Below are 21,479 nucleotides of genomic sequence, written 5' to 3'. Positions count from 1 at the left end.
GACCATTTTGGAGCACGACCGGGCCCTTGCCGCAAGCCCCCTGGTGCGCTATATCTTGAGAGTGGCAAGGAGTGGGTAACCTCCTTGCCACTGCCATCGGGAGGTTCGGTGCCGGGGGTCGGGGAAGTGCCGCCGTTCGACCCGGAGTTGCGGGCCGTGCTGGCGGCGCTGGGCGAGTCGGCGAGGGAGCCGGTCACCGCGGAGGGCCTCGCGGCGCGCCAGCAGCGGGATGCTGCGGGCCGGCCCAGGCCGACGGTCGGGGAGCTCCAGGACGGCGGCCGGTTCGCGGTGGAGGAGTTGCGGGCGCCGGGAGTCGCGGACGGCAGCGAGGTCAGGCTGGTCAGCGCACGGCCCGCCGGGGCCACCGGACCACTGCCGCTGCTGTACTACCTGCACGGCGGCGGAATGATCATGGGCAATGCGTGGTCAGTCCTTCCGCGCGTGCTGCGCGAATGGGCTCTCCCGCTGCGGCTCGCCGTCATCTCCGTCGAGTACCGGCTGGCGCCGCGGGCGCAGTACCTCGGACCGGTGGAGGACTGCTACGCCGGGCTCGTCTGGGCGGTCGAGCACGCGGCCGGGCTGGGCCTGGACGCGGACCGCGTCCTGATCGGCGGAAAGAGCGCCGGCGGTGGACTCGCCGCAGCACTGGCCCTGCTGACGCGCGACCGCGGCGGGCCGGTCCCGATCGGTCAGCTGCTGCTGAGCCCGATGCTCGACGACCGCAACGACAGCTTCTCCAGCCACCAGATGGCCGGACACGACACCTGGGACCGGACCTCCAACGCGACCGCGTGGCAGGCACTGCTCGGCGACCGGTACGGCGCCGCCGACCTGGCGCCGTACGCGGCCGCTGCCCGTGCCACGGATCTCTCCGGGCTGCCGCCGGCCTACCTGGAGGTCGGGTCGGCCGAGACCTTCCGGGACGAGGCCGTCGCCTATGCCGATGCGATCTGGCAGGCCGGCGGCGAAGCCGAACTGCACGTGTGGCCCGGCGCGTTCCACGGCTTCGACACCCTGGCGCCGAACGCGGTCCTCAGCCGCGATGCCCGCGACGCCCGTACCCGCTGGCTGCGGCGGATCCTGGGACGGTGAGCCCGCCGTCGCGGGGGCGGCGCAGGTACTGGGTGAGCATGCCGAGGACGGCGGCTGCCGCGCCCGCGGCCAGTAGGACGGCGTCGAAGAAGAGGTCCAGGCCGCGGGTGGCGCCCGCTGCGGCGACCGCGCCGGAGAACTCGGGCTCGACCAGGCCGCTCGGGTCCTCGGTGACGCTGACCTGCTCCCCCGCGGCGTCGCCGGCGCCGCAGTCGACGCTGCGCGTCCGCGCGGGGGCGCCGTCGTACCGCACCGCGCAGGTGTAGCTGGTGGTCCTGCCGTGGATGACCCTGACTCCGGTGACCGTGCCCGGATGCGTGGTGCCTCGCAGCGTGAGGACGGTGGCCTGCGCGGCCTTCATGCTCAGCAGCGGCACGGCGATCAGCGGGGCGAAGATCAGCGCCAGGGCCACGCCCCGGAGCAGGCCGGACTGGCAGAGTCCCGACAGCGCGACGATCAGTCCGACCGCACCGGTGAGCACCAGCGCCAGCGCGGGCAGCAGCATCCACGTCCCGCCGGCAACGAGCGCTCCGCCGAGCGGGAGAAGGACGGCCGCGGCCGGTATCCAGAGGGCCGTGAGCAGCGGACGCCTCGGGTAGGGCGTGTCGTTCCGGCGCGCCCCGCGCCGTTGCCGGGTCGTGGTCACGGGAGCAGCCACTCCTGGCTGCCGTTGCCCGGAGTGCAGGTGCCGACGGTGACGGGGTTGCCCGCGCCGTTGTCGGTCAGGCAGCTCTGGCCCATGTAGTCCTTGATGTAGTAGCTGCCCGAGCCGGTGGCGGCGGTCGTCCACGCCGTCATGAAGTCGTTGAAGGAGGCGAGTCGGACGCCGACCGGCGACCCGTCGAAGGTCGCGACCTCGGTGAGCGCGGGTTGGCTGCGGTCGCAGGCGTTGAAGCGCTGGAAGGAGTCCGCCCAGTGCACCCAGCCGTAGGCGGTGGTGCCGCCGGTGACCACGGTGGTGCCGCCGGAGAGGCTGTCGGCGGCCAGGCCCAGCTTCAGCCCGTCGCCGACGTTGACGATCGCGCCCCAACCGGCGCCGCCGCAGCCTGCGGGAGCCCCGGAACCCGGCGCGGGCGGCGGCGGGGTGGCCGGATGGGTCGCGCCGCCGCCGGGGGCGGCCGCGGTGGTCGGGGCCGCCGGGGCGCCCTGGCCGGGCGCGGGGGCCGCGCCTCCCCCGCCGCTCCCGCCGCCGTTCTGACCGATGGTCACCGGCTGGCTCCCGGAGCCGGATCCGCCGCCGGGCGGCGGGACGGTGCCGGTGCCCGGTGCCGGTGCACTCGCCGCTCCCGCCGCTCCCGGCGCCGAGGGAGCGGGAGAAGGGGAGGGGGACGGGGAAGGCGAGGCGGAAGCGGACGGGGAGGCGGCGCCGGCTGAGGTCGACGCGGCAGCGCTCCCCGCGCCGCCGGTCCGCGGGCCGGACACCACGACGGTGGGCCGCGCGTCGGACGCGCCGGCGCCCGCGTCGGTGCGGAACGGGCTCGGGTCGATCAGCAGCGCCGTGCCGACGCCCACCGTGATGGTGCACGGGATGATCACGGGGATCAGCAGCCGCCGCCAGCCGCGCCGGTCGCGCGGCCGCTCCTCGGCCGCGAGCGTCGTGACCAGCGGCGAATCGGCCACCGATGCGCCGGGCGGGGTCACCGGCGGGGTCGCCACCGTCGGGGTCTGCGGCGGCACGGCCGGGACCAGCCGGAGCGTCCGGCTGTCGGCCGGCGCGGGGGCGGCGGCTGCCCCGGCCGCCGCTGCGGCGCCGGAGGCCCGGCGCGCGGCAGCTGCCATCACGGCGGCGCTGGTGAAGCGGTCCTCGGGCTTCTTGGCCAGCGCCTTGGCGACCAGGTCGCGTACGGGCTGCGGAAAGGCGTCGGGCAGCTCGGGCGCGGGCTCCCGGACGTGCTTGAGCACGATCTCCAGCGCCGTCTCACCGGTGAACGGCGGCTCGCCGGTGAGCATCTCGTAGCAGAGGACGCCCATCGAGTAGAGGTCCGAGGCCGGTATCGACGCGGCACCCTCGGCGCGTTCGGGGGCGACGTAGAGCGCGGTGCCGAGGATCGCGTGCGAGGAGGTGATCCTCGTACCGGCGGCGGCGCTGGCGATGCCGAAGTCGGTGACCACCACCCGGCCGTCGTCGCGCATCATCAGGTTGGACGGCTTGATGTCGCGGTGCACGATCTGGCGCCGGTGCGCGACGTGCAGCGCGTCGAGCGCCTGGGCGACGATGCCGAGGGCCTGGTCGGCCGACATCGGCCCGGTCTCGGACAGTTCCTCGTCCAGCGGTCGGCCGGTGATGAGTTCCATGACGATGTAGGCCACCCGCGTGCCCGAATCGCCGGTGCTCTCACCGTAGTCGTAGACCTCGACGATGCCGGGGTGGTTGAGCGCGGCCAGCAGCTTGGCCTCGCGCCGGAAGCGCTCCATGAACGCGGCGTCGTCCAGCAGTGCCGGCAGCAGGATCTTGACGGCGACCCGGCGTTCGAGCACGCCGTCGTCCGCGCACCAGACCTCGCCCATCGCCCCGCCGCCGAGCCGCTCGGTCAACCGGTACCGGTCCCCGAGAACCGTCCCCCGATCCCACATCCCCGTCCCCCTGTGTGCGCCGACGTACCAATTGGTCGGGCCAGGACGAGAGTTTGCCAGACCTGGTCTATGCCTCCAACAGCGTGGCAGGCGGCCGGCCCGGGGCGGGTCGCGGCCCGGTTCTCCGACTCCGCTGGGACGATGCGGCCATGGCACCCCAGTCAGCGGTTCCCGAGCGCTCGGCCGGCGCGACACCCGTGCTGGCGACGCTCGCGGCCGGGCAGTTCCTGATGGCCCTCGACAGCTCCGTCATGAACGTCTCGATCGCGACGGTGGCCGACGACGTGGGCACGACCGTGAGCGGGATCCAGGGCGCCATCACGACCTACACGCTGGTGATGGCGATGTTCATGATCCCCGGCGGCAAGGTCGGCGCGCTGATCGGCCGCAGGCGGGCGTTCATGATCGGCTGCGCTGTCTACGGCTGCGGATCCCTGACGACGGCGCTCGCCCCGAACCTGCCGGTGCTGCTGCTCGGCTGGTCGTTCCTCGAGGGGGTGGGGGCCGCGCTCATCCTGCCCGCGATCGTGGCGCTGGTCGCCGGCAACTTCGCGGCCGAGCGCCGACCCGCGGCCTACGGACTCGTCGCAGCCGCCGGAGCCGCCGCGATCGCGGTCGGGCCGCTGATCGGCGGCGTCGCGACGACGTACTTCTCCTGGCGCTGGGTCTTCGTCGGCGAGGTCGCGATCGTGCTCGTCATCCTGGCCCTCGCCCGCCGCATCGCCGAGGCGCCGATCGACTCCCGCCCGCGCATCGACCTGGTCGGCGCCGTGCTGTCCGCCCTCGGGCTCGGGACCTTCGTCTTCGGGGTCCTGCGCTCGGGCGAATGGGGCTGGTTCGCGCCCAAGCCCGACGGGCCGGTGTGGCTCAAGGTCTCGCCGGTCGTCTGGCTGATGCTGGCGGGCCTGCTGCTGGTCTGGCTCTTCCTGCGGTGGGAGGCCCGTCTCGTGGAGCAGCAGCGGGAGCCGCTCGTGCAGCCGGCCCTGCTGCACATCCGGCAGCTCACCGGCGGCCTGGTGATGTTCTTCTTCCAGTACCTGGTGCAGATGGGCGTGTTCTTCCTCGTCCCGCTCTACCTGTCGGTCGCGCTCGGCCTGTCCGCGCTCGCGACCGGGGCACGCGTCCTGCCGCTCTCGCTGACCCTGCTGGCCGCGGCGATCCTGATCCCGCGCCTGCTGCCGGACGTCTCGCCGCGCCGGGTGGTCCGGCTGGGGATCCTCGCGCTGCTCGCCGGCGCGCTGGTCCTGCTGGCCGCGCTCGACGCGACCTCGGGTGCGGGGGTCGTCACCGTGCCGCTGCTGCTGATCGGGCTCGGGATGGGCGCGCTGGCCTCCCAGCTCGGATCGGTCACCGTGTCCGCGGTGCCGGACGAGCAGAGCGCGGAGGTCGGCGGCCTGCAGAACGCCGTCACCAACCTCGGCGCGTCGATCGGTACGGCCCTGGCCGGGTCCATCCTGATCGCCGTCCTGACGACCTCGTTCCTGACCGGCGTCGAGCAGAACCCGGCGGTCCCGGCCGCGGTCAAGACCCAGGCGAACTCTCAACTCGCAAGCGGCGTACCGTTCCTGTCGGACACTCAGCTCAAGTCCGCACTCAGCACGGCGGGCGCGAGCCCGGAGGTGACCTCGGCCGCGCTCGACGCGAACACCGCGGCCCGGCTCGCCGGTCTGCGCGCCGCGCTCGGCGTCCTCGCGCTGCTCTCGGTCCTCGCGCTGTTCTTCACCCAGCGGATCCCGGCGACTCAGCCCCGCTCGGCGCCGCCGGGTGGCGGCGCCGTCAGGTCCTGACGGCCCGCAGGATGACGAACTTCGGGTCGCTGGTGACCACTTCGCAGTTGCCGAAGAGCCGTCGCAGCTTGACGTGGTAGCCGAGGTGACGGTTGCCGATGACCCAGAGCTCGCCGCCCGGGCGCAGCACGGCGCGCGAGCCGGTGAACATCCGCCAGGCGGTCGCGTCGGTGGTCGCCTGGTGGGTGTGGAACGGCGGGTTGTTGAGCACCAGGTCGGCGCTGGCGGCGGGCACGCCGGACAGGCCGTCGCCCACCAGGAACTCGGCGCGGGCGTCGGCGGGGGCGTTGGCCCGGAAGGTCGCCTCGGCCGAGGCGACCGCCTGGTAGGACTCGTCGATGAAGGTCAGTTCGGCGCTCGGGTTGCCCAGCGCCGCGGCCGTGCCGACCACGCCGTTGCCGCAGCCCAGGTCGACGATGCGCAGGTGGCCCGGGCCGGTGCGCGGGAGGTTGCGCAGGAAGAACCTGGTGCCGATGTCGAGGCGTTCGGCGCAGAAGGTGCCGGCGTGGTTGGTGACGGTCAGGCCGGAGGCCGCGCCGATGTCGTCAGGCAGCGGGTAGCTGTGCGGCCACGGGCTGGGGGTGCGGGCCAGCCGGGGGTCGGGGGTGCAGAAGATCAGCCGGGCCTTCTTCTCCGCCAGGGACGTCCGGGTCGGGCCGATGATCCGCTCGAAGAGCTTCAGAGTCGAGGTGTGGATCTCGGTCACCATGCCGGTGGCGACGACGACGGTACCGGCGTGCACGCCCGGGGCGAGGCGGTGCAGCTGGTCCTCCAGGAGCGCGAGGCTCTTGGGCACGCGGATCAGCAGGACGTCGATCGGAGCCGGCGGGGTGTCCCGGGTCGAGAGCAGCTGCGCGGCAGCCTCCTCGATCCCGTTGCGCACCAGGTTCGCCCGGGTCGCCTGCCGGGTGAGGAAGGAGTCGGTGATCTGGACGGGACGGGTGGCGTGACCGGCGAGTGCGGTGGCCAGCGCGCCCCAGCGGTCGCCGACCAGGGCGACGGTTCCGGTCAGATCGGTGGGCTCGGCTTCGCCGTCCCCGCCTCCGTCTCCGTCTCCGGCCAGGTGGCGCAGCAGGTAGGCGTCGGCGGCATCCCAGGCGCGGAGCGTGTCGCGGGGGTCCTCGGGGAAACGGGCGAGGTCGAAGGCACCCCATGACGTCGTGAAACTGTTCATCGTCCCCTCAGGCTACCTGGTCACCACCCCACTGACCGTGCAACAGCAAGCGCACCCAAATGGTGTGCGCGAGCCCGGAGGCCTGTGGTTCCCTTGGTCGCGCCACCCCGCAGTACCCGTTCACAGTCCCTCAGGAGAGCTCCCATCAACACCGTGATACGCAGGACCGTTCGTGCCACCCTGGTTGCCGCCGCCTGTACCTCCGTCCTCGCCGCGGGCCTGACGGCCTGTGGCGCAGTGAAGCAGCTCACCGCTGCCCAGAAGGTCTCGGACGCGTTCGGCAAGCTGGGCGACGGCAAGGCCTTCAGCGCCAAGCTGTCGCTGGACGCGTCGGCCTCGCAGATCATGGCCTACGGCACGGCCACCGGCGAGAAGATCGAGCAGAAGAACGCCGACGCCCTGTCCGGCCTGGGCGTCGCTGTCGCGATCAGCTCCGACAAGCCGCTGAAGGAGCTGGCCAAGCAGAACGGCCAGGGCGGCAACCAGGCGCTGGACAAGTCGGTCAACCTCTCCTACGCCGTGACGGCCAACGGCGGCGCCCCGCTCATCGAGGTGCGCCAGCTCGGCGCCACCACCTACCTGCACGCCGATGCGGCCGGGATCGCCAAGGTCGCGGGCCAGGACCCGGCGAAGTTCCAGCAGACCGCGGGCGAACTGCCGGACGGCCTCAAGGTGGTCAAGGACGTCCTGACGGGCCAGTGGGTCTCGTTCGACGAGAAGACCGTCACGGACTTCTCCAAGGGCCTCGCCGGAAACGCCGCCAAGGGCGGCGCGGCTCAGCCGTCGGGCCAGCCCTCCGCACTGCCGTCGATGGACCCGAAGACGGCGAAGAACCTGCTGAACACCGTCAAGGACGTGCTGTCCCGCAACGCCACGTTCGAGGACAAGGGCACGACGGACGGCGCCGAGCACATCGTCGTCAGCGCGCCGTCCCGTCAGCTCGCCAACGACCTGCTGAAGTCGATCCCGCCGGTGGCCAAGGGCATCCCCGGGCTGGACAAGCTGCCCGGCTCGGCCCCGGCCGACCTCCCCGACCGCACCTTCGCGGTGGACCTGTTCATCAAGAACGGGACGGTCTCCTCGATCGGCTTCGACATGGCGCTGCTGGACAAGAAGTCCACCCCGAACGTCCACCTGCCGGTGAAGGTCGCCTTCGGCACCGACTCCCCCACCCTCCAGGCCCCTTCCGGCGCCGTCGCGGTCACCACGGCGGACCTGAACAACGCCATGGCGCTGCTCGCACCGAAGGGGCTGGGTGCCGCCGGCCGGCACACCCCGGCAGCGCCGCTGACCGACGCCCAGGTCAAGGAGCTGACCGCGGACGGTCTGACCGCGCAGGACATCAAGTCGGCCACCGACGCGGGCCTCGGCTACGACCAGATCAAGAGCCTGCTCAACTCCGGTGCGGGTGCGGGCGCCTGAGCACGACCCACCGACCGCTGCGCCCCTTCTTCCCCACGGAAGGAGGGGCGCAGTGCTGCGCCCCGGGTCCCGTGTCGCCCGCGACACGGCCCGCAGAAGCCCGGGCTCTCTGCCGAACGCTGCCAGGATGACTCAACGTAGCGGGTGGGGTGACCAAGGAGAGGAAGGGCTCATGGGTGACGGCGGACTCTCCGGGAGCAGGCTGGCGCGGATGCGCGACACCCTGGCGCGCCACGTCGGGCCCGGCCAGGTGCCCGGGCTGGTCGCGCTGGTCGCCCGTCGCGGGGAGGTGCACGTCGAGACGCTCGGTGTGCAGGCGGTCGGCGGCACTCCCGTCGCCCGGGACACGCTCTTCCGGGTCGCCTCGATGACCAAGCCGGTCACCGCCGTGGCGGCCATGATCCTGGTCGAGGAGTGCCGGCTGCGGCTGGACGACCCGGTGGACGGGCTGCTGCCCGAGCTGGCCGGCCGCCGGGTGCTGAGCAGCCTGGACGCGCGGCTGGACGACACCGTCCCAGCCCACCGGCCGATCACCGTGCGCGACCTGCTGACCTTCCGGATGGGCTTCGGCGTCGTGATGGCCCCTCCCGGGACGTACCCGATCCAGCGGGCCGCCGACGAGCTGGAGCTGGGCCAGGGTCCGCCGCGCCCGTCCGTGCCGCCCGCGCCGGACGAGTGGATCCGGCGCCTGGGCACGCTGCCGCTGATCCACCAGCCCGGCGAGCGGTGGATGTACAACACCGGCTCGGACGTGCTCGGCGTGCTGATCGCGCGCGCTGCGGGGCAGCCGTTCGAGGCCTTCCTGCGGGAGCGGGTCTTCGAGCCGCTCGGCATGCGGGACACCGGCTTCTCGGTACCCGCCGACCAGCTGCACCGGCTTGCCACCAGCTACGCGGCCGACCCCGCGACCGGCGCCCTGACCGTCTACGACGAGGCGGCCGGCGGCGACTGGAGCCGTCCGCCGGCCTTCCCCTCGGGCGGCGGCGGGCTGGTCTCCACCGCCGACGACTTCCTCGCCTTCGGCCGGATGATGCTGGCGCACGGCCGGTACGGCAGCCACCGGATCCTCTCCCGCCCCTCGGTCGAGACCATGGTCACCGACCAGCTGACACCAGCGCAGAAGCCGCAGTCCGGGCCGTTCGCCGACTACTTCGCCGGCCACGGCTGGGGCTTCGGCCTCTCGGTGGCCACCCGGCGGACCGACCCGGCCGCGCCGGTCGGACGGTTCGGCTGGGACGGCGGCCTCGGCACGTCCTGGTCCACCGATCCGCGCGAGGAGCTGGTCACCGTCCTGCTGACCCAGCGGAACTGGACCTCGCCCCACCCGCCGGACGTCTGCCGCGACTTCTGGACCTCCGCCTACCAGGCGATCGACGACTAGTTGGTTCACCCACCTGCCGGTGTAATGCTGGTCAGACCATCGTGGTGTGACAGACGACGTCGAGTCCATCCGCCTCTCCTCCGACCTTGGTGGCCGACCTGCGCCACAACGCCACAGACGGGGACGCCTCCGCTCTCGCTGAACGGTTGCTGCGTCACTGACCTGTCGCCGGGTGTCGACTCCCGAGGTGGCGTCATCCCCGTGGCCACGCGCGTCGGCGCCGGACGCTGACCCCGCAGCCCGCAGCCCGGCACCTGGAGCTGGAGGCGCCGGGCTTCAACGTGCGATTTTCCTACCGGCGCCGGTGGCGACCACCACCACCCTTCACTGGCGAATACCCCGGCACGGGCACCGCCCGCGCCGCCTCGGAGTGGTTGACCGCCCGGCAAGCCGCTGGGTAGTTCTCGGCGACGTTGACCGGCTGCCACGCGAAGCCGTCCCACTCCAGGATGAGCCTTGGGGCGTCCGGGTTGACGTGGGCGCCGTGCTGCGGTTCACCGGGTCCTCCCTCAGATCGACCAGCAGTTCGCCGGATCGTCCAGCCACGCCAACTGACCGTCGGAATCTACCGTCAGCCCGAGTCGGCCAAGACCCGGTTCGCCGTTCTCCACCCACCAGCGGTGCGCCGCCTCGAACTCTTCCCACAGCCGCCGCGGTCCTGCCTGGCGTACCGCGGTCGGCGCGCCGTCCCGGTAGGTCGCGGACGCCCACGACGAGCCGGAGAGCGAGTAGAGCCACAACGTCCGGCCGTTCTCGTGGGCCTGGACGGCGTGGGTGACGGTGGGCAGTCGCAGCCCCAGCACGAACGGGTACGGGTCGAACTGGCCGTGCCCGATCCAGGGGATGGAGGTCGTTGACTCGACAGCCGGCATGTCCTGCGGAGCAGTCCAGACGTGACGCTGTGAGCGCGCCTTCATGAACGCCACCGGGCGCAGGAACGGGCCCGAGGCGGTGCCGTCGGCGGTGACGATGAGGCGTACGAGGGCGTCATCGGTGGAGTAGTGGGTGCCGAACGGGGCGAGGATGACGCCGCCCGGCTTGGTCTGGGCGATCAGCGCGAACGGCATTTCCCGCAGACCGAACGTCACGATGGTGCGGTCGTACGGTCCGGCGCCGGGCCAGCCTTTGAGGGCGTCGCCGACGTGCACGACCAGGTTGAGTCCGGCGCGGTGCAGGCTGGATTTTGCTCTCGCCGCCATCCCGCGGTCGATTTCGGCGGTGACGATGTTCTGGTCGCCGAGGCGGTGCGCCAGGAGTGCGGCGTTCCAGCCGGTGCCGGTGCCCCCCTCATACACCCGCATCCCCGGTTCCACGTCCAGGTCCGCGAGCATGGCGGCCACGACGGACGGCATGGACGCGGAGGAGGTGGAAACAGCGCCGGGCTGCTCGCCCTGGTGGTCGCCGTCGTCCCACTGGGTGACGATCGGGATGTCCGCTTCGGCTGCCGCCAACCATCCTGCGGGGTCGGTGGCCTTGTTGATGGCCACGCTGGTGCCGGTGGTCATGTCGTACGCCCAGAACAGGTCGGGCAGAAAAAGGTGTCGGGGCACCGCGGCGAAGGCCGGCACCCAGTCGGAAGTCAACGTGCCGGAGGCGAGGAGGAACCGCCCCAACGCGTGGCCGGGGCGGTCCGTTCCCTCGAATAGAGCGTCAGTCACTTGCGGCGGCCTCCGTCACCGGGGGGCGGCCCACCGTCCGGGGGAGGCGGCGGGGGCGGCGTCCAGGGCTGTCCGGGGACGGTGTCGGGGTTACCCCCGCCGCCTCCCCCTCCGGCTGCAGTCGTGATCACGATGGTGCTCCTTCGGTAGGTGCGGATGCTGCCGTGTGGTGCTGCCCAGCCAAGGAGTTCGTCATGCTCCGGCTGGGAGTCGGTGGCGGGCGCCGTGGAGACGCATTCGACCGGCGCCAGTTGTGCACCGCCCGGCGGCCTGAGTGACCGGGCGGAGAACTAGGTGGTGGTTGCAAGGCGTCCGCCATGCTGGCTGCACATACAGGCCGGCCACGTGGCCGCCGGGTGCACAGCGGTAGCCGGGACGTCCTCGGGGTCGACGGTCACTGGCCCTCCCGGCGGCGGCGGCGACGACGCTGGCCGGCGGCCAGCTGCGCGAGAAAGCTGGAGCGCCGGGCGGCACGGGAGTCGTCGAAGACGAGGATGACCGTTCCCTCAGCGCCGCCGGTGTCGACGTAGTACGCCGGGTCTGCGGACTGTCGTTGCCGGTGAAGGCTCCGACCGGGTTGCCGCTGCTGAAGGACCGTCGACACGATGCCGCTCCTCACCGTCGGGGGTGGTAGCGGCCCCAGGACACAACGGGGTGGTGCACTGGGGCCGTTGGTCCGCCCCTGGCGATTCCCTATCAGCTGGGGCGACATCTACGACGATAGGGAGTAACGGCGTGGCTACTCAACGCGTTTGCGCGTTATTGCGGAAATTCAGGAGAAGGAGCCGGCCGCCGTGACGATCAGCGCCTTCGCGGCGTCCCCGTAGACGGCCATCTTCGCCAACTGCTCGAACGCCCGTGCGTAGTCACGGAGTTCACGCGGTTGCACGACCTCGATCTTGGCGGTCAGTGTCTCCACCCCCGCCTCCTGGTCGTCGTGCATGTAGAACGCCTCAAGCGGCCACACGGTCCGCTCGGCACCGAACGGGATGATCCCGAGGGAGACGGAGGGCAGCGGCAGCACGGTGAGCAGGTGCTGGAGCTGACCTCGCATCGTCTCCGGGGTGCCGATCCGGTGCCGTAGGACGCCCTCCTCCATCACCACGACGAAGCGGTGGTTGCCCTCGTAGAGGAAGCGGCTGCGGGCAACCCGGGCCGCAACGGCTTCGGTCACGTCATCCGGGGTGCCTTGGAACGCGGTGATGGTCTTGAGCAGCGCGGTGGCGTAGGCGGCGGTCTGGAAGAAGCCCGGCACGACGTTGGAGACGTACACCCTGTTCACGCGGGTCGTCGCGTACTGCCGAAGGCTCTTCTCCTGCACCCGGCGTAGACCGCCGCGGTGGATGCGCCGCCACTCCATGTACATCGAGTCGACGGCCCGCGCGGTGGCGATGAGGTCCTCGGCCTGGTCCTCGGCTCCGCAGGCCCGGCACCACGTGCGGATGTCGCTGTCGGAAGGCTGGGCCTTGGCGTTGATGATGCGCGAGGTCTTGGCGTCGTGCCAGCCGCAGCGCATGGACAGCTCATGTTGGTCGATCCCGGCGTCCTGGCGCAGGTGGGCCAGCCGTGCGGCGAGTGCGGCACGCGCGTTCTGGGCGCTGGTGGACGGGGATTCGGGCATGAGCTGTCCAGCGGCGACTAGACGGTGAACTGGTCGTGCGGCGTGGCGCGCTCCCAGACCTGTTCGAACGCGTCGGCGCAGAGCTTCACCGTGGCGAGGTCCTCGCGCATCTCGACGCGCGGGTCCGCCCAGTCCCCGTCACCCGTGAAGATGTTGAAGCGCACGAGCCGGCCGTCGAAGAGCCAGAAGTCCGCCGCGGGCAGCGGAATACCCAGGGCGCGGCGACGGGGGAGCCAACGGATCTGCTCCCCGGCGTCGATGTTCATCTGGGTACCGGCGTGCTCGAAGCGGATGTACTGCGTGACCGGCTCGGAGACGATGCGGGCCCGGCGCAGCACCACGCCACGGTTGACGGCGTCGGCGATGAGGCCCAGCCAGGTGCTGCGTCCGGCCCTCTCCTCGGCCTCGGTCCACACGCCCTTCTGAAACGCCTCGAACGACGCCGCCTCGCTGGCGACCCCGTAGGCATCGCGCATCTCCAGGTGGGATGCGGAGTGCTGGGTGCTCTTCAGCAGCTCACTGAAGTCCGGCACGCTCTGCGTCATCACACGCCTTTCGGATGATCTCGATCATGCGGAACGGGAGCCGGATCGGAGTCTCCCCGGCGGGGATTCCCGTCTTGTGCCCGGCCACCCACTCGGTCCCCGCCAGCTTGGCCACCAGGGCCTCCTCGGCGTCCGGGCCCAGGAACACGAACTCGTGCGCGTCGGTGTCCACCCACACCGTGGGCGAGCCCTCCTCGCCCGTTTCCGGGTCGATCCCCACGAAATCTAGCGGCATGACCGTATCCCCTACCAACTCGGTTGCAGGCGTTTGCGCTTCGACCCTCCCGCAGGGGTGATGGGCCGTCAAGGGCGCGAACACGCCGCAGCCCCACACCGTCTGACGGTGGCCGGCGGAGGACCGCTTCAAGTCGCGTACGCCTCCTTCCCCAAGAGGACCGACCTGGCCGTCCACAGCTTTGACCACCTGACCACGGTCGCCGCCGAACTCAACGGCCGCCCACGCAAAACGCTCGACTGGGAAACCCCAGCCGAGCGCCTGCATAAACTGCTCGCGACCTTATCAAACCGACCACGTGTTGCAACGACCTCGCGGCGCAATGCTCTGGATCAAAGACCTCACCAGAACCACTGCTTGATCACGACCGAATACGCGCCCTAGCCAGGCATAGGTCGGATGGCTGCGCGCCACTCCGAACCCCCAGCCGGCCACAGCCGTCAGAGCCGGGTGGTGATGCCACGCGCCAGCGTTGTCAGCCGGTCTTCGATCAGGGCCTGGTCATGGGGGTCGGCGTAGGCGAGCGAGACGACGAAGCTGGCCGATCCGTAGTTCACCCAGAACCTACCGCTGGACAGGTCACTCTCGTACAGGGCGAGGTCGCCGACGCCCGGGAGCGGTACGGCATCTGGTATCGCTCACTTGTCCACGACGATGGACAAGCCGGCGACAACGAGCAGACGGGTGCCAGTGGCGTCGTGGTAGTTGCAGGTGTTGTACAAGGGCGGCTCTGCGGCCAGGTCGGTGGCTGTCGAGGGCGCCCCGAGGGCCGCGTTGACCTCATCCCCGGTCGCCAGGTCACAGGGCTTCAGCTCCCGGGCCTTCGTGACGGAGGGGTAGGTGACGGTGTAGTGAGGACTACTCGGGTCGTCGGCGTGGCACTGGGTGAGGATGCGCACGCAGATGAGGAGGATGCTGACGAGCATCCCAACTCCGGCGCCCCGACGGGACTTCTGAGTCACTGATGGCCTCCGGTGGCACGCTCGTGAGTGCGGGCAAGCCAGAGTATGGCAGCGATAATGCACGCCGACAGCTAATTCATACATCCCAGCTGGCGGCACCTCCAGGCAGCAGCAGGTTGGCGTCGCCAAACTCGTGCCAGAGATAGCGGTGGGCGATCGCCTCCCTGTAGCAGAGGTCGAGCAGCGGGCGGCCGGCTATCGCCTCCAGCATCAGCAGGTGGGAGGCGCGGGGTTCGTGCCAGCCGGTGAGGAGTCCGTCGACCAGGCGGACGCCGCGCTCGGGGGTGATCACCAGGTCCGTCCAGCCGTCGGCAGCGTGCGGGCGGCCGTCGGGGGTGACGGCGGACTCCAGGGCGCGGACGGCGGTGGTGCCGACCGCGACGACCCGGCCGTCGGCGCTGCGGACGTGCTCGACCAATCGGGCGGTCGTCTCCGGGACGCGGAACCGCTCGGCGTACGGCGCCTCGTGGGCCTCCGGGGAGGCGACGCCGGTGTGCAGCGTGATCGGCGCGACCAGGATGCCGCGCGCGACCAGCGCGCTGACCAGCCGCGCCGTGAACGGGCGGGCCGCGCTGGGCATCTCGCTGCTGCCCGGCTCGGTGGCGAAGACCGTCTGGTAGGCGGCCAGCGGCCAGTCGTGGTCGACGTAGCCGTAGCGGATGGCCTTGCCGTGCCGGGCCAGGTAGGTCGGCAGCGGCGTCGGCAGGGCGAGCCGGGCGTACCAGAGGCGTGGGGTGAACGGGTTGGTCAGCTCGGCGCGGGCGCTGTCCGGGAGGGTGAGCAGCAGGCCGGGGCGGGCCGGGCTGTCGGCCGGGCGGAAGTACTCGGCGGCAGCCTCGGGGGCGCCTCCCGACGGCGCAGGGCGGCGGAGCTCGACCAGATGGGTGCCGCGCGGGTCGGGATGGGCCGAGGACAGGTGCAGGACGACGGACGTGCCGTCGGGGAGCCGGGCGGGCAGGGCGGCCGGCAGGGTGGCCGAGTTGTTGACGACCAGCAGGTCGCCCGGGCGCAGGACGGCCGGCAGGTCGGTGAAGCGGCGGTGCTCGACCGCTGGGGACCCGTCCCCGCGGCCGACCAGCAGGCGCACGCCGTCGCGGGCCAGGCCGCGCGCCTCGGCGGGCGCGTGGGCGGAGAGCTCCGGCGGGACGGTGAAGTCGAAGCCGGTGGTCTCCGTGGCGGCGCGCATCTCAGCTCACCACCGCGGCGGGCGACGCGAGCAGGTCGGCGGCGCGGTAGCGGCCGGAGGCCGGGCGGTCGCGCAGCAGCGCGCGGAAGGCCGGGACGACGGTCTGCGGCAGCGGCCGGTCCGAGATGTCCTCGCCGGGGAAGGCCTCCTGGTGCATCCGGGTGCGCAGGTCACCGGGGTCGACCGTCCAGACCCGCAGCTCCGGCTCCTCGACCGCGAGCACTGCGCAGGCCTGGTCGAGCGCGGCCTTGCTCGCGCCGTAGCCGCCCCAGCCGGCGTACGCCTCGACGGCGGCGTCCGAGCTGATGCCGAGCACCGCGCCGCCGTGCTGGCGCAGTTGCGGCAGCAGCAGCTGGGTGAGGGCGATCGGGCCCAGCACGTTGACCTCGAAGGTCTCCAGCAGGCCGGGCAGCGGGAACTCGGCGAGCGCGGGCAGCGCGGCGCCGGCGAGGTCGTAGCCGGTCAGCGTGGAGGCGTTGTTGATCAGCAGGGCGGCGCCGCCCAGCCGGTCGGCGGCCTCGGCGAGGTCGGCGCGGTGGTCGTCGTCGACCACCGATCCGGCCAGCGCGGTCACGGTCGTCAGCCGGCTCAACCGGGATTCGGCTGCGGAGAGTTCGGCCGCGCCACGGGCAGTGATCACCAGCTGCCAGCCGTCCTCGGCCAGGAACCGGGCGAGTTCGAGGCCCAGGCCGCGGGAGGCGCCGGTGACGACGGCGACGGGGTGGGCGGGGGGCGGCTGCGGGGCGTCGGTGGTGTTCATACCTGCACTCTCCCGCCGCGGGTACGGGCAGCGGATCAGCCGGGAGCAGGGCGGCTGCGGGTCCCTTCGACCTAGGACGTTGCGACGGGGTCTGCTCCACCTTCCGCCCCAGGAACACGACCCGCGGTCGGGCAGTGAAGGTCACGGCAGCCACCCCCGCGCTCGCCACCGCCGCGCACCGGGCGCCCGACGGTCAACGGGCAGAAGGCCGACTCGATGTTCGGCACGCTGACCCCGGACTTCAAGTACATCCCCTGACCTGCGCGGTGTCGCCCGGCCCGACGGGGTCGGGTGACACCCGGGGGCTGGCGCCCGGGCTGCGAGTGGGGCCAGAGTGGCGGCATGCAGACTCCACTGTCCGTCATGGACTTCTTGAACAGAGCCGAACTGGTCTACGGGGACCGGATCGGAATTGTCGACGAGCCCGTTCAACCCGCCGAATCCTGGGGCGAGCTGAGCTACCGACGGATCGCCGAACTGGCGCGGGCCCAGGCTGCTGGCCTGGACCGGATGGGCATCGGCAAGGGCGAGCGGGTCGCGATCGTCTCGCACAACTCGGCCCGGCTGATGACCGCGCTCTTCGGGGTGAGCGGGTACGGGCGGGTGCTGGTGCCGATCAACTTCCGGCTGAAGGCCGAGGAGGTCGCGTACATCGTCGAGCAGAGCGGCGCGACCCTGCTGCTGGTCGACCCCGAGCTGGACGAGGCGCTGGCCGGGGTGCCCTGCGCCCGCCGCTTCGTGCTGGGCGCCGAGAGCGACGCCGAGCTGTACGACTTCGACCACGAGCCGGTGCGCTACGAGATCGACGAGAACGACACCGCCACCATCAACTTCACCAGCGGAACCACCGCGCGCCCCAAGGGCGTTCAGCTCACCCACCGCAACTGCTGGCTGAACGCCACACTGATGGCGCTGCACTTCGGGGCGAGTGACCGCGATGTCTACCTGCACACCCTGCCGATGTTCCACGCCAACGGTTGGGGGATGCCGTTCGGCCTGACCGGCCTGGGCGCCCAGCACATCGTGCTGCGCAAGGTGGACGGCGCCGAGATCCTGCGCCGGGTGGACCGGCACGGGGTGACCTTCCTGTGCGGCGCGCCGGCGGTGTGCGCGGCGGTGCTGGACGCGGCGGCGGACTGGGAGGGCCCGATCCCCGGACGCGACCGGGTGCGGATCATCGTGGCCGGCGCGCCGCCGCCCACCAGCGTGATCCAGCGCATGGAGGCCGAGCTGGGCTGGGAGTTCATGCAGATCTACGGCCTGACCGAGACCTCCCCGATCGCCACCGTGAACCGCACCCGCGCCGAGTGGGACGACCTGCCGCCCGCCGAGCGCGCCGAGAAGCTGGTCCGCGCGGGCGCCCCGTCGCTGGGCACCGAGCTGCGGGTGGACGAGGAGGGCGAGGTGCTGATCCGCTCCAACACCGTGCTGGCGGGGTACTGGGACCGTGCGGACGAGACGGACGCCGCGCTGAAGGACGGCTGGTTCCACACCGGGGACGGCGGGACGCTGGAGGACGGCTATCTGACCATCTCGGACCGGAAGAAGGACGTGATCATCACCGGCGGCGAGAACGTCAGCTCGATCGAGGTGGAGGACGTCCTCTACGACCACCCGGACGTGGCCGAGGTCGCGGTGATCGGCGTGCCGGACCAGAAGTGGGGCGAGACCATCAAGGCGCTGGTCGTCCTGAAGCCGGGGCGCAGCGTCGAGGAGGCCGCGCTGATCGCGCACTGCAAGGCGCGGATGGCCGGCTACAAGTCCCCCACCTCGGTGGAGTTCCGGGACACCCTGCCGCGCACCACCACCGGCAAGCTGCAGAAGTTCCGCCTGCGCGAGCCGTACTGGGCCGGCCGCTCGCGCGCCGTCAACTGATCCGCCGATCCCCGAGGGAGCTCCCACCATGCCCGACCTGCATGAACTGATCACCGACATGACCGCCGAGGGCGCCGAACTCGACGCTCTGGTAGCCGACTTGACCGCCGACGGCTGGGCCGCCGAGACCTCCGCGCCGGGCTGGACGATCAGCCACCAGGTCTCCCACCTGGCCTGGACCGACGCCTGGGCGCTGCGTGCGCTGCGCGATCCGGAGGGCTTCGAGGCGGCCGGCCGGGCCGCCTTCGCCAAGCTCGACAACATCGTCGACGAGGGCGCCGAGGCGGGCGCCCGGCGTCCGCACACCGAGGTGCTGGCCGACTGGCGGACCGGACGGGCCGAGCTGGCCGCCGAGTTGGCGAAGGCCGACCCGGCCACCAAGATGCCCTGGTTCGGCCCGCCGATGAAGCCGCTCTCGATGGCCACCGCGCGGATCATGGAGACCTGGGCGCACGGCGAGGACATCGCCGACGCGCTCGGCGTGGTCCGCCCGCCGACGGCCCGGCTGCGGCACATCGCCCATCTGGGCTTCCGTACCGTCCCGTTCGCCTTCGCGGCCAACGGGCTGCCGATGCCGGAAGCTCCGCTGCGCGTGGAACTCACCGGCTCTGACGGCGAGTTGTGGGCCTGGGGGCCGGAGGACGCGGAAAACCGGGTGACCGGGCCGGTGTTGGACTTCTGCCTGCGGGTCACCCAGCGCCGGCACCCCGCCGACCTGGCGCTGATCGCCACCGGCCCGGTGGCCACCACCTGGCTGCCGATCGCCCAGGTCTTCGCCGGGCCGCCGGGAGCGGGCCGGGCGGCCACCGGCGCGTGACGATGGGCGACTGACACCCCGACTGCGGGGTGTCAGCCGCCCACCAGCAACCCACCCAACAGCAGGCGCAGCGCGAGCTCGAAGCCGCGCTCGTCCAGTCCGCCCGGACCGCCGCCGCGCTCCGCCGAGGCCTCCAGGGCGCCGGCCAGCGCCGGGTAGTGCGGCCGGTAGTCGGCCGCCGGGCGGGCGAAGCCCTCGGTGAAGGTCTCCAGCGCCGAGCCCAACACCAGGTAGTCCAGCGCGGCCGCCGCCTCCGCCGCGTCGGCCGGCGCCAGCCCGGCCGCGATCAGCGCGGCGAGCAGCTTGTCGTACCCCAGCAGCTGGCGGCTCGCCTCCACCCGGCGCCGGGCCAGCAGGGCGATGGTGTTGGGGTGGCGCAGGAAGACCTGCCGGTAGCCCCGGGCGTACCGGGCCACGTCCGCGCGCCAGTCCTCGCCGCCGGGCACCGCCCCCGCTCGGGGCTCCAGCGGGGCGAGGTCGATCTCGGCGTTGACCAGCTCGGCGAGCGCGTCCAGCAGCTCGTCCTTGCTCGCGACGTGGTTGTAGAGCGAGGCCGCCTTCACGCCCAGCCGCTCGGCCAGCGCCCGCATGGTGAGCCCGCCGGGGCCGTTCTCGTCGACCACCGCCAGCGCCGCCCTGGCGATGATGTCCCTGCTCAGCAGGTTCCTGACCGGTCGCCCCACGCCGTGCCCCGCTCCTCGCCCGCCGCGGCCGTCCCCTGTCGGCCGCCCGTCGTCGGCGCAAGGTTACAGCCCGGTGTCGGCCCTTCCGTTTTCCCGGGTGGCCCCGCTACGGTTCCCGACTAACTAAGTTAGTTTTCTCCTCCCACCCTCACGGCACAGCAAGGCGGACCGCATATGAGCGAGCAATCCCCGCGCAGACCCGCAGACGACCACACCCCCGCAGACGACAGCGAGCAGCTCGAAGCGCTCGGCTACCGCCAGGAGCTGCGCCGCAGCCTCGGCATACTCGGCAACATCGCGATGGGCTTCGCGGTCGTCTCCCCTGTGGTCGGCCTCTACGCGGTCGCCCAGGTCGGGATGAGCATCGACGGCGGCGCCTGGATCTGGGCGCTGCCGATCTGCCTGCTCGGCCAGGCCCTGGTGGTCTGCGTCTACTCCGAGCTGGCCTCGCAGTGGCCGCTGGCCGGCGGCGCGTACCAGTGGACCCGGCGCCTGGCCAACCCCTCGTTCGCCTGGCTGAGCGGCTGGCTCTGGCAGTTCGCCGTGATGTTCGCCAACACCACGGTCGCCTACCTCGCCTCGCCCTGGGTCTTCGCACTCTTCGGCGCGACCCCCACCCCCGCCCAACTCGTGCTGGTGTCAGCCGCGTTCACGCTGCTCTGCGCCCTGGTCAACGCCTACGGGATCAACCTGCTGCGCTGGTTCGTCTCGCTGGGGATCGCCGCCGAGGCGGTCGCCTCGGTGCTGGTCGGGGTCTCGCTGCTGCTCTTCTTCCGCAAGCACGGCTTCGCGCTGCTCACCGACACCCTCGGCGCTCCGGCCGCCAACCACACCGGCGGCCTGATGGCCTTCCTCGCCGTGATCGCGGTCGGCGGCTGGGCGTTCATCGGCTTCGACGCCTGCGTCTCCACCGCCGAGGAGACCAAGGACGCGGGCCGCCAGGTGCCGCGCGCCATGTGGTACGCGCTGCTGAGCGTCGGCGCGGTGGTCATCCTGAACGCCGTCGCGGTGGCGCTGGCCCACCCGAACCCGGCGGACGTGGTCTCCGGCAAGGATCTCGACCCGGTCACCACCGCCGTCACCAGCTCGTTCGGCGACTGGTCGGCCAAGCCGTTCGTCGTCGTGGTGCTGGTCAGCTTCACGGCCTGCCTGATGGCCTCGCAGGGCGGCGCGGCGCGCGGGCTCTACTCGCTGGCCCGGGACGGGGTCTTCCCGTTCTCCGCCAAGGTGCGCAGGGTCAACCGGCACCAGGCCCCGATCGGCGGCCTGGTCGCGGCCACCGTGATCAGCTGCGCCGCGCTGCCGCTCGGCCTGAAGAGCACCGCGATGGGCAGCCTGATCACCTTCGGCAGCGCCGCGACCTTCCTGCCGTTCTTCCTGCTCACGCTGGCCGCGCTGATCGCCCGGGTGCGCGGCACCTGGCGCCCGGCCGGCGAGGTCTCGTACGGCCGGGCCGGGACGGTGCTCAATGCGCTGGCCGTGCTGTGGACCGGCCTGGAAGTCCTGAACATCTGCTGGCCGCGCACCATCCTGGCGCCGCCCGGCGCTCCCTGGTACCAGGTCTGGGCGGCCCTGCTCGGGGTGGGCACGGTCACCCTGGTCGGCGTCGGCTACCTGCTGCTGCGCCGTCCGCAGGACCTGATGCGGGAGACGAACGCCGCGTCCGACGGGGAGTTGGCGCCCGCACTGGGCTGATCACCACCCGGA

Annotated in this window: 20 protein-coding genes and 1 pseudogene; 8 read left to right on the top strand and 13 right to left on the bottom strand. The window is 72.1% G+C overall.

Annotated features, from left to right (window positions below):
- Positions 1 to 108: 108 nt before the first annotated feature.
- A complete protein-coding gene (locus P3T37_RS15110) occupies positions 109 to 1,092 on the top strand; it encodes an alpha/beta hydrolase (RefSeq protein ID WP_280724129.1) in 984 nt (327 codons plus the stop codon).
- On the opposite strand, the gene P3T37_RS15105 is transcribed toward P3T37_RS15110, so the two are convergent.
- On the bottom strand, positions 1,034 to 1,738 hold the full coding sequence (locus P3T37_RS15105) for a hypothetical protein (protein WP_280724128.1): 705 nt from the start codon (positions 1,736 to 1,738) through the stop codon (positions 1,034 to 1,036). The genes P3T37_RS15110 and P3T37_RS15105 overlap by 59 nt on opposite strands.
- Positions 1,735 to 3,627: a serine/threonine-protein kinase gene (locus tag P3T37_RS15100; RefSeq protein ID WP_280724127.1), complete on the bottom strand. Its 1,893-nt coding sequence runs from the start codon at positions 3,625 to 3,627 to the stop codon at positions 1,735 to 1,737. Before P3T37_RS15100 ends, P3T37_RS15105 begins: the two co-directional genes overlap by 4 nt.
- Before the next feature lie 188 nt (positions 3,628 to 3,815).
- On the opposite strand from P3T37_RS15100, the gene P3T37_RS15095 reads away from it, so the two are divergent.
- On the top strand, positions 3,816 to 5,453 hold the full coding sequence (locus P3T37_RS15095; protein WP_280724126.1) for an MFS transporter: 1,638 nt from the start codon (positions 3,816 to 3,818) through the stop codon (positions 5,451 to 5,453).
- Here P3T37_RS15095 and P3T37_RS15090 read toward each other — a convergent pair.
- Positions 5,443 to 6,627 (bottom strand): methyltransferase, encoded by a 1,185-nt coding sequence (locus tag P3T37_RS15090; protein WP_280724125.1) that lies wholly within the window; start codon positions 6,625 to 6,627, stop codon positions 5,443 to 5,445. The two genes, P3T37_RS15095 and P3T37_RS15090, sit on opposite strands and share 11 nt — an antisense overlap.
- Positions 6,628 to 6,780: 153 nt before the next feature.
- Here P3T37_RS15090 and P3T37_RS15085 point away from each other — a divergent pair, with 153 nt between their 5' ends.
- Both P3T37_RS15085 and P3T37_RS15080 read left to right on the top strand, forming a co-directional pair.
- The gene (locus tag P3T37_RS15085; RefSeq protein ID WP_280724124.1) at positions 6,781 to 8,049 is read left to right on the top strand and encodes a hypothetical protein; all 1,269 of its coding nucleotides are present in this window, start codon (positions 6,781 to 6,783) and stop codon (positions 8,047 to 8,049) included.
- 172 nt (positions 8,050 to 8,221) lie between these two features.
- Positions 8,222 to 9,430, top strand: a complete 1,209-nt coding sequence (locus tag P3T37_RS15080) for a serine hydrolase domain-containing protein (protein WP_280724123.1) — start codon at positions 8,222 to 8,224, stop codon at positions 9,428 to 9,430.
- A gap of 292 nt (positions 9,431 to 9,722) precedes the next feature.
- Here the strand turns inward: P3T37_RS15080 and P3T37_RS15075 are convergent, their stop codons facing one another.
- The 6 genes from P3T37_RS15075 to P3T37_RS15050 form a co-directional block, all read right to left on the bottom strand.
- Positions 9,723 to 9,965, bottom strand: coding sequence for a DUF6087 family protein (locus P3T37_RS15075; RefSeq protein ID WP_280724171.1), 243 nt, complete (start codon positions 9,963 to 9,965; stop codon positions 9,723 to 9,725).
- A complete protein-coding gene (locus tag P3T37_RS15070) occupies positions 9,940 to 11,088 on the bottom strand; it encodes a methyltransferase domain-containing protein (protein WP_280724122.1) in 1,149 nt (382 codons plus the stop codon). Before P3T37_RS15070 ends, P3T37_RS15075 begins: the two co-directional genes overlap by 26 nt.
- Before the next feature lie 394 nt (positions 11,089 to 11,482).
- A complete protein-coding gene (locus P3T37_RS15065; RefSeq protein ID WP_280724121.1) occupies positions 11,483 to 11,692 on the bottom strand; it encodes a hypothetical protein in 210 nt (69 codons plus the stop codon).
- Between the two features lie 168 nt (positions 11,693 to 11,860).
- On the bottom strand, positions 11,861 to 12,709 hold the full coding sequence (locus tag P3T37_RS15060; RefSeq protein WP_280724120.1) for a DUF5753 domain-containing protein: 849 nt from the start codon (positions 12,707 to 12,709) through the stop codon (positions 11,861 to 11,863).
- A gap of 17 nt (positions 12,710 to 12,726) precedes the next feature.
- Positions 12,727 to 13,254: a DUF6879 family protein gene (locus P3T37_RS15055; RefSeq protein ID WP_280724119.1), complete on the bottom strand. Its 528-nt coding sequence runs from the start codon at positions 13,252 to 13,254 to the stop codon at positions 12,727 to 12,729.
- A complete protein-coding gene (locus P3T37_RS15050) occupies positions 13,226 to 13,489 on the bottom strand; it encodes a hypothetical protein (RefSeq protein WP_280724118.1) in 264 nt (87 codons plus the stop codon). The genes P3T37_RS15055 and P3T37_RS15050 overlap by 29 nt, the downstream gene beginning before the upstream one ends.
- 147 nt (positions 13,490 to 13,636) lie before the next feature.
- Here P3T37_RS15050 and P3T37_RS15045 point away from each other — a divergent pair.
- Positions 13,637 to 13,771: pseudogene (locus P3T37_RS15045) on the top strand (IS30 family transposase); the annotation flags it as partial.
- 356 nt (positions 13,772 to 14,127) lie between these two features.
- On the opposite strand, the gene P3T37_RS15040 reads toward P3T37_RS15045, so the two are convergent.
- From P3T37_RS15040 to P3T37_RS15030, 3 genes are all read right to left on the bottom strand, one after another.
- Complete coding sequence (locus P3T37_RS15040) at positions 14,128 to 14,415, bottom strand: hypothetical protein (protein ID WP_280724117.1); 288 nt, start codon at positions 14,413 to 14,415, stop codon at positions 14,128 to 14,130.
- Positions 14,416 to 14,527: 112 nt separating this feature from the next.
- A complete protein-coding gene (locus tag P3T37_RS15035; RefSeq protein WP_280724116.1) occupies positions 14,528 to 15,637 on the bottom strand; it encodes an S-adenosylmethionine:tRNA ribosyltransferase-isomerase in 1,110 nt (369 codons plus the stop codon).
- A gap of 1 nt (position 15,638) precedes the next feature.
- Positions 15,639 to 16,397, bottom strand: coding sequence for an SDR family oxidoreductase (locus tag P3T37_RS15030; RefSeq protein WP_280724115.1), 759 nt, complete (start codon positions 16,395 to 16,397; stop codon positions 15,639 to 15,641).
- 342 nt (positions 16,398 to 16,739) lie between these two features.
- On the opposite strand from P3T37_RS15030, the gene P3T37_RS15025 reads away from it, so the two are divergent.
- Together P3T37_RS15025 and P3T37_RS15020 are read left to right on the top strand one after the other, a co-directional pair.
- The gene (locus tag P3T37_RS15025; protein ID WP_280724114.1) at positions 16,740 to 18,272 is read left to right on the top strand and encodes an AMP-binding protein; all 1,533 of its coding nucleotides are present in this window, start codon (positions 16,740 to 16,742) and stop codon (positions 18,270 to 18,272) included.
- Between the two features lie 28 nt (positions 18,273 to 18,300).
- Positions 18,301 to 19,089, top strand: a complete 789-nt coding sequence (locus tag P3T37_RS15020) for a TIGR03084 family metal-binding protein (RefSeq protein WP_280724113.1) — start codon at positions 18,301 to 18,303, stop codon at positions 19,087 to 19,089.
- A 32-nt stretch (positions 19,090 to 19,121) separates the two neighbouring features.
- Here the strand turns inward: P3T37_RS15020 and P3T37_RS15015 are convergent, their stop codons facing one another.
- Positions 19,122 to 19,772 (bottom strand): TetR/AcrR family transcriptional regulator C-terminal domain-containing protein, encoded by a 651-nt coding sequence (locus P3T37_RS15015; RefSeq protein ID WP_280724112.1) that lies wholly within the window; start codon positions 19,770 to 19,772, stop codon positions 19,122 to 19,124.
- 174 nt (positions 19,773 to 19,946) lie between these two features.
- Here P3T37_RS15015 and P3T37_RS15010 point away from each other — a divergent pair, with 174 nt between their 5' ends.
- On the top strand, positions 19,947 to 21,467 hold the full coding sequence (locus P3T37_RS15010; protein ID WP_280724111.1) for an APC family permease: 1,521 nt from the start codon (positions 19,947 to 19,949) through the stop codon (positions 21,465 to 21,467).
- Positions 21,468 to 21,479 lie beyond the last annotated feature (12 nt).

Source organism: Kitasatospora sp. MAA4 (assembly GCF_029893355.1).
In the GTDB taxonomy this organism is placed as follows: domain Bacteria; phylum Actinomycetota; class Actinomycetes; order Streptomycetales; family Streptomycetaceae; genus Kitasatospora.
The sequence above is the reverse complement of the archived record's forward strand: the minus strand, read 5'-3'. Positions and strand labels throughout refer to the sequence as shown.

Bases quoted from the DNA above. Each gene is read 5' to 3' on its own strand.
- P3T37_RS15055 (WP_280724119.1), bottom strand. From the start codon at position 13,254: ATGACGCAGAGCGTGCCGGACTTCAGTGAGCTGCTGAAGAGCACCCAG.
- P3T37_RS15040 (WP_280724117.1), bottom strand. From the start codon at position 14,415: ATGCTCGTCAGCATCCTCCTCATCTGCGTGCGCATCCTCACCCAGTGC.
- P3T37_RS15030 (WP_280724115.1), bottom strand. From the start codon at position 16,397: ATGAACACCACCGACGCCCCGCAGCCGCCCCCCGCCCACCCCGTCGCC.
- P3T37_RS15090 (WP_280724125.1), bottom strand. From the start codon at position 6,627: ATGAACAGTTTCACGACGTCATGGGGTGCCTTCGACCTCGCCCGTTTC.
- P3T37_RS15025 (WP_280724114.1), top strand. From the start codon at position 16,740: ATGCAGACTCCACTGTCCGTCATGGACTTCTTGAACAGAGCCGAACTG.
- P3T37_RS15035 (WP_280724116.1), bottom strand. From the start codon at position 15,637: ATGCGCGCCGCCACGGAGACCACCGGCTTCGACTTCACCGTCCCGCCG.
- P3T37_RS15080 (WP_280724123.1), top strand. From the start codon at position 8,222: ATGGGTGACGGCGGACTCTCCGGGAGCAGGCTGGCGCGGATGCGCGAC.
- P3T37_RS15095 (WP_280724126.1), top strand. From the start codon at position 3,816: ATGGCACCCCAGTCAGCGGTTCCCGAGCGCTCGGCCGGCGCGACACCC.
- P3T37_RS15020 (WP_280724113.1), top strand. From the start codon at position 18,301: ATGCCCGACCTGCATGAACTGATCACCGACATGACCGCCGAGGGCGCC.
- P3T37_RS15060 (WP_280724120.1), bottom strand. From the start codon at position 12,709: ATGCCCGAATCCCCGTCCACCAGCGCCCAGAACGCGCGTGCCGCACTC.
- P3T37_RS15050 (WP_280724118.1), bottom strand. From the start codon at position 13,489: ATGCCGCTAGATTTCGTGGGGATCGACCCGGAAACGGGCGAGGAGGGC.
- P3T37_RS15010 (WP_280724111.1), top strand. From the start codon at position 19,947: ATGAGCGAGCAATCCCCGCGCAGACCCGCAGACGACCACACCCCCGCA.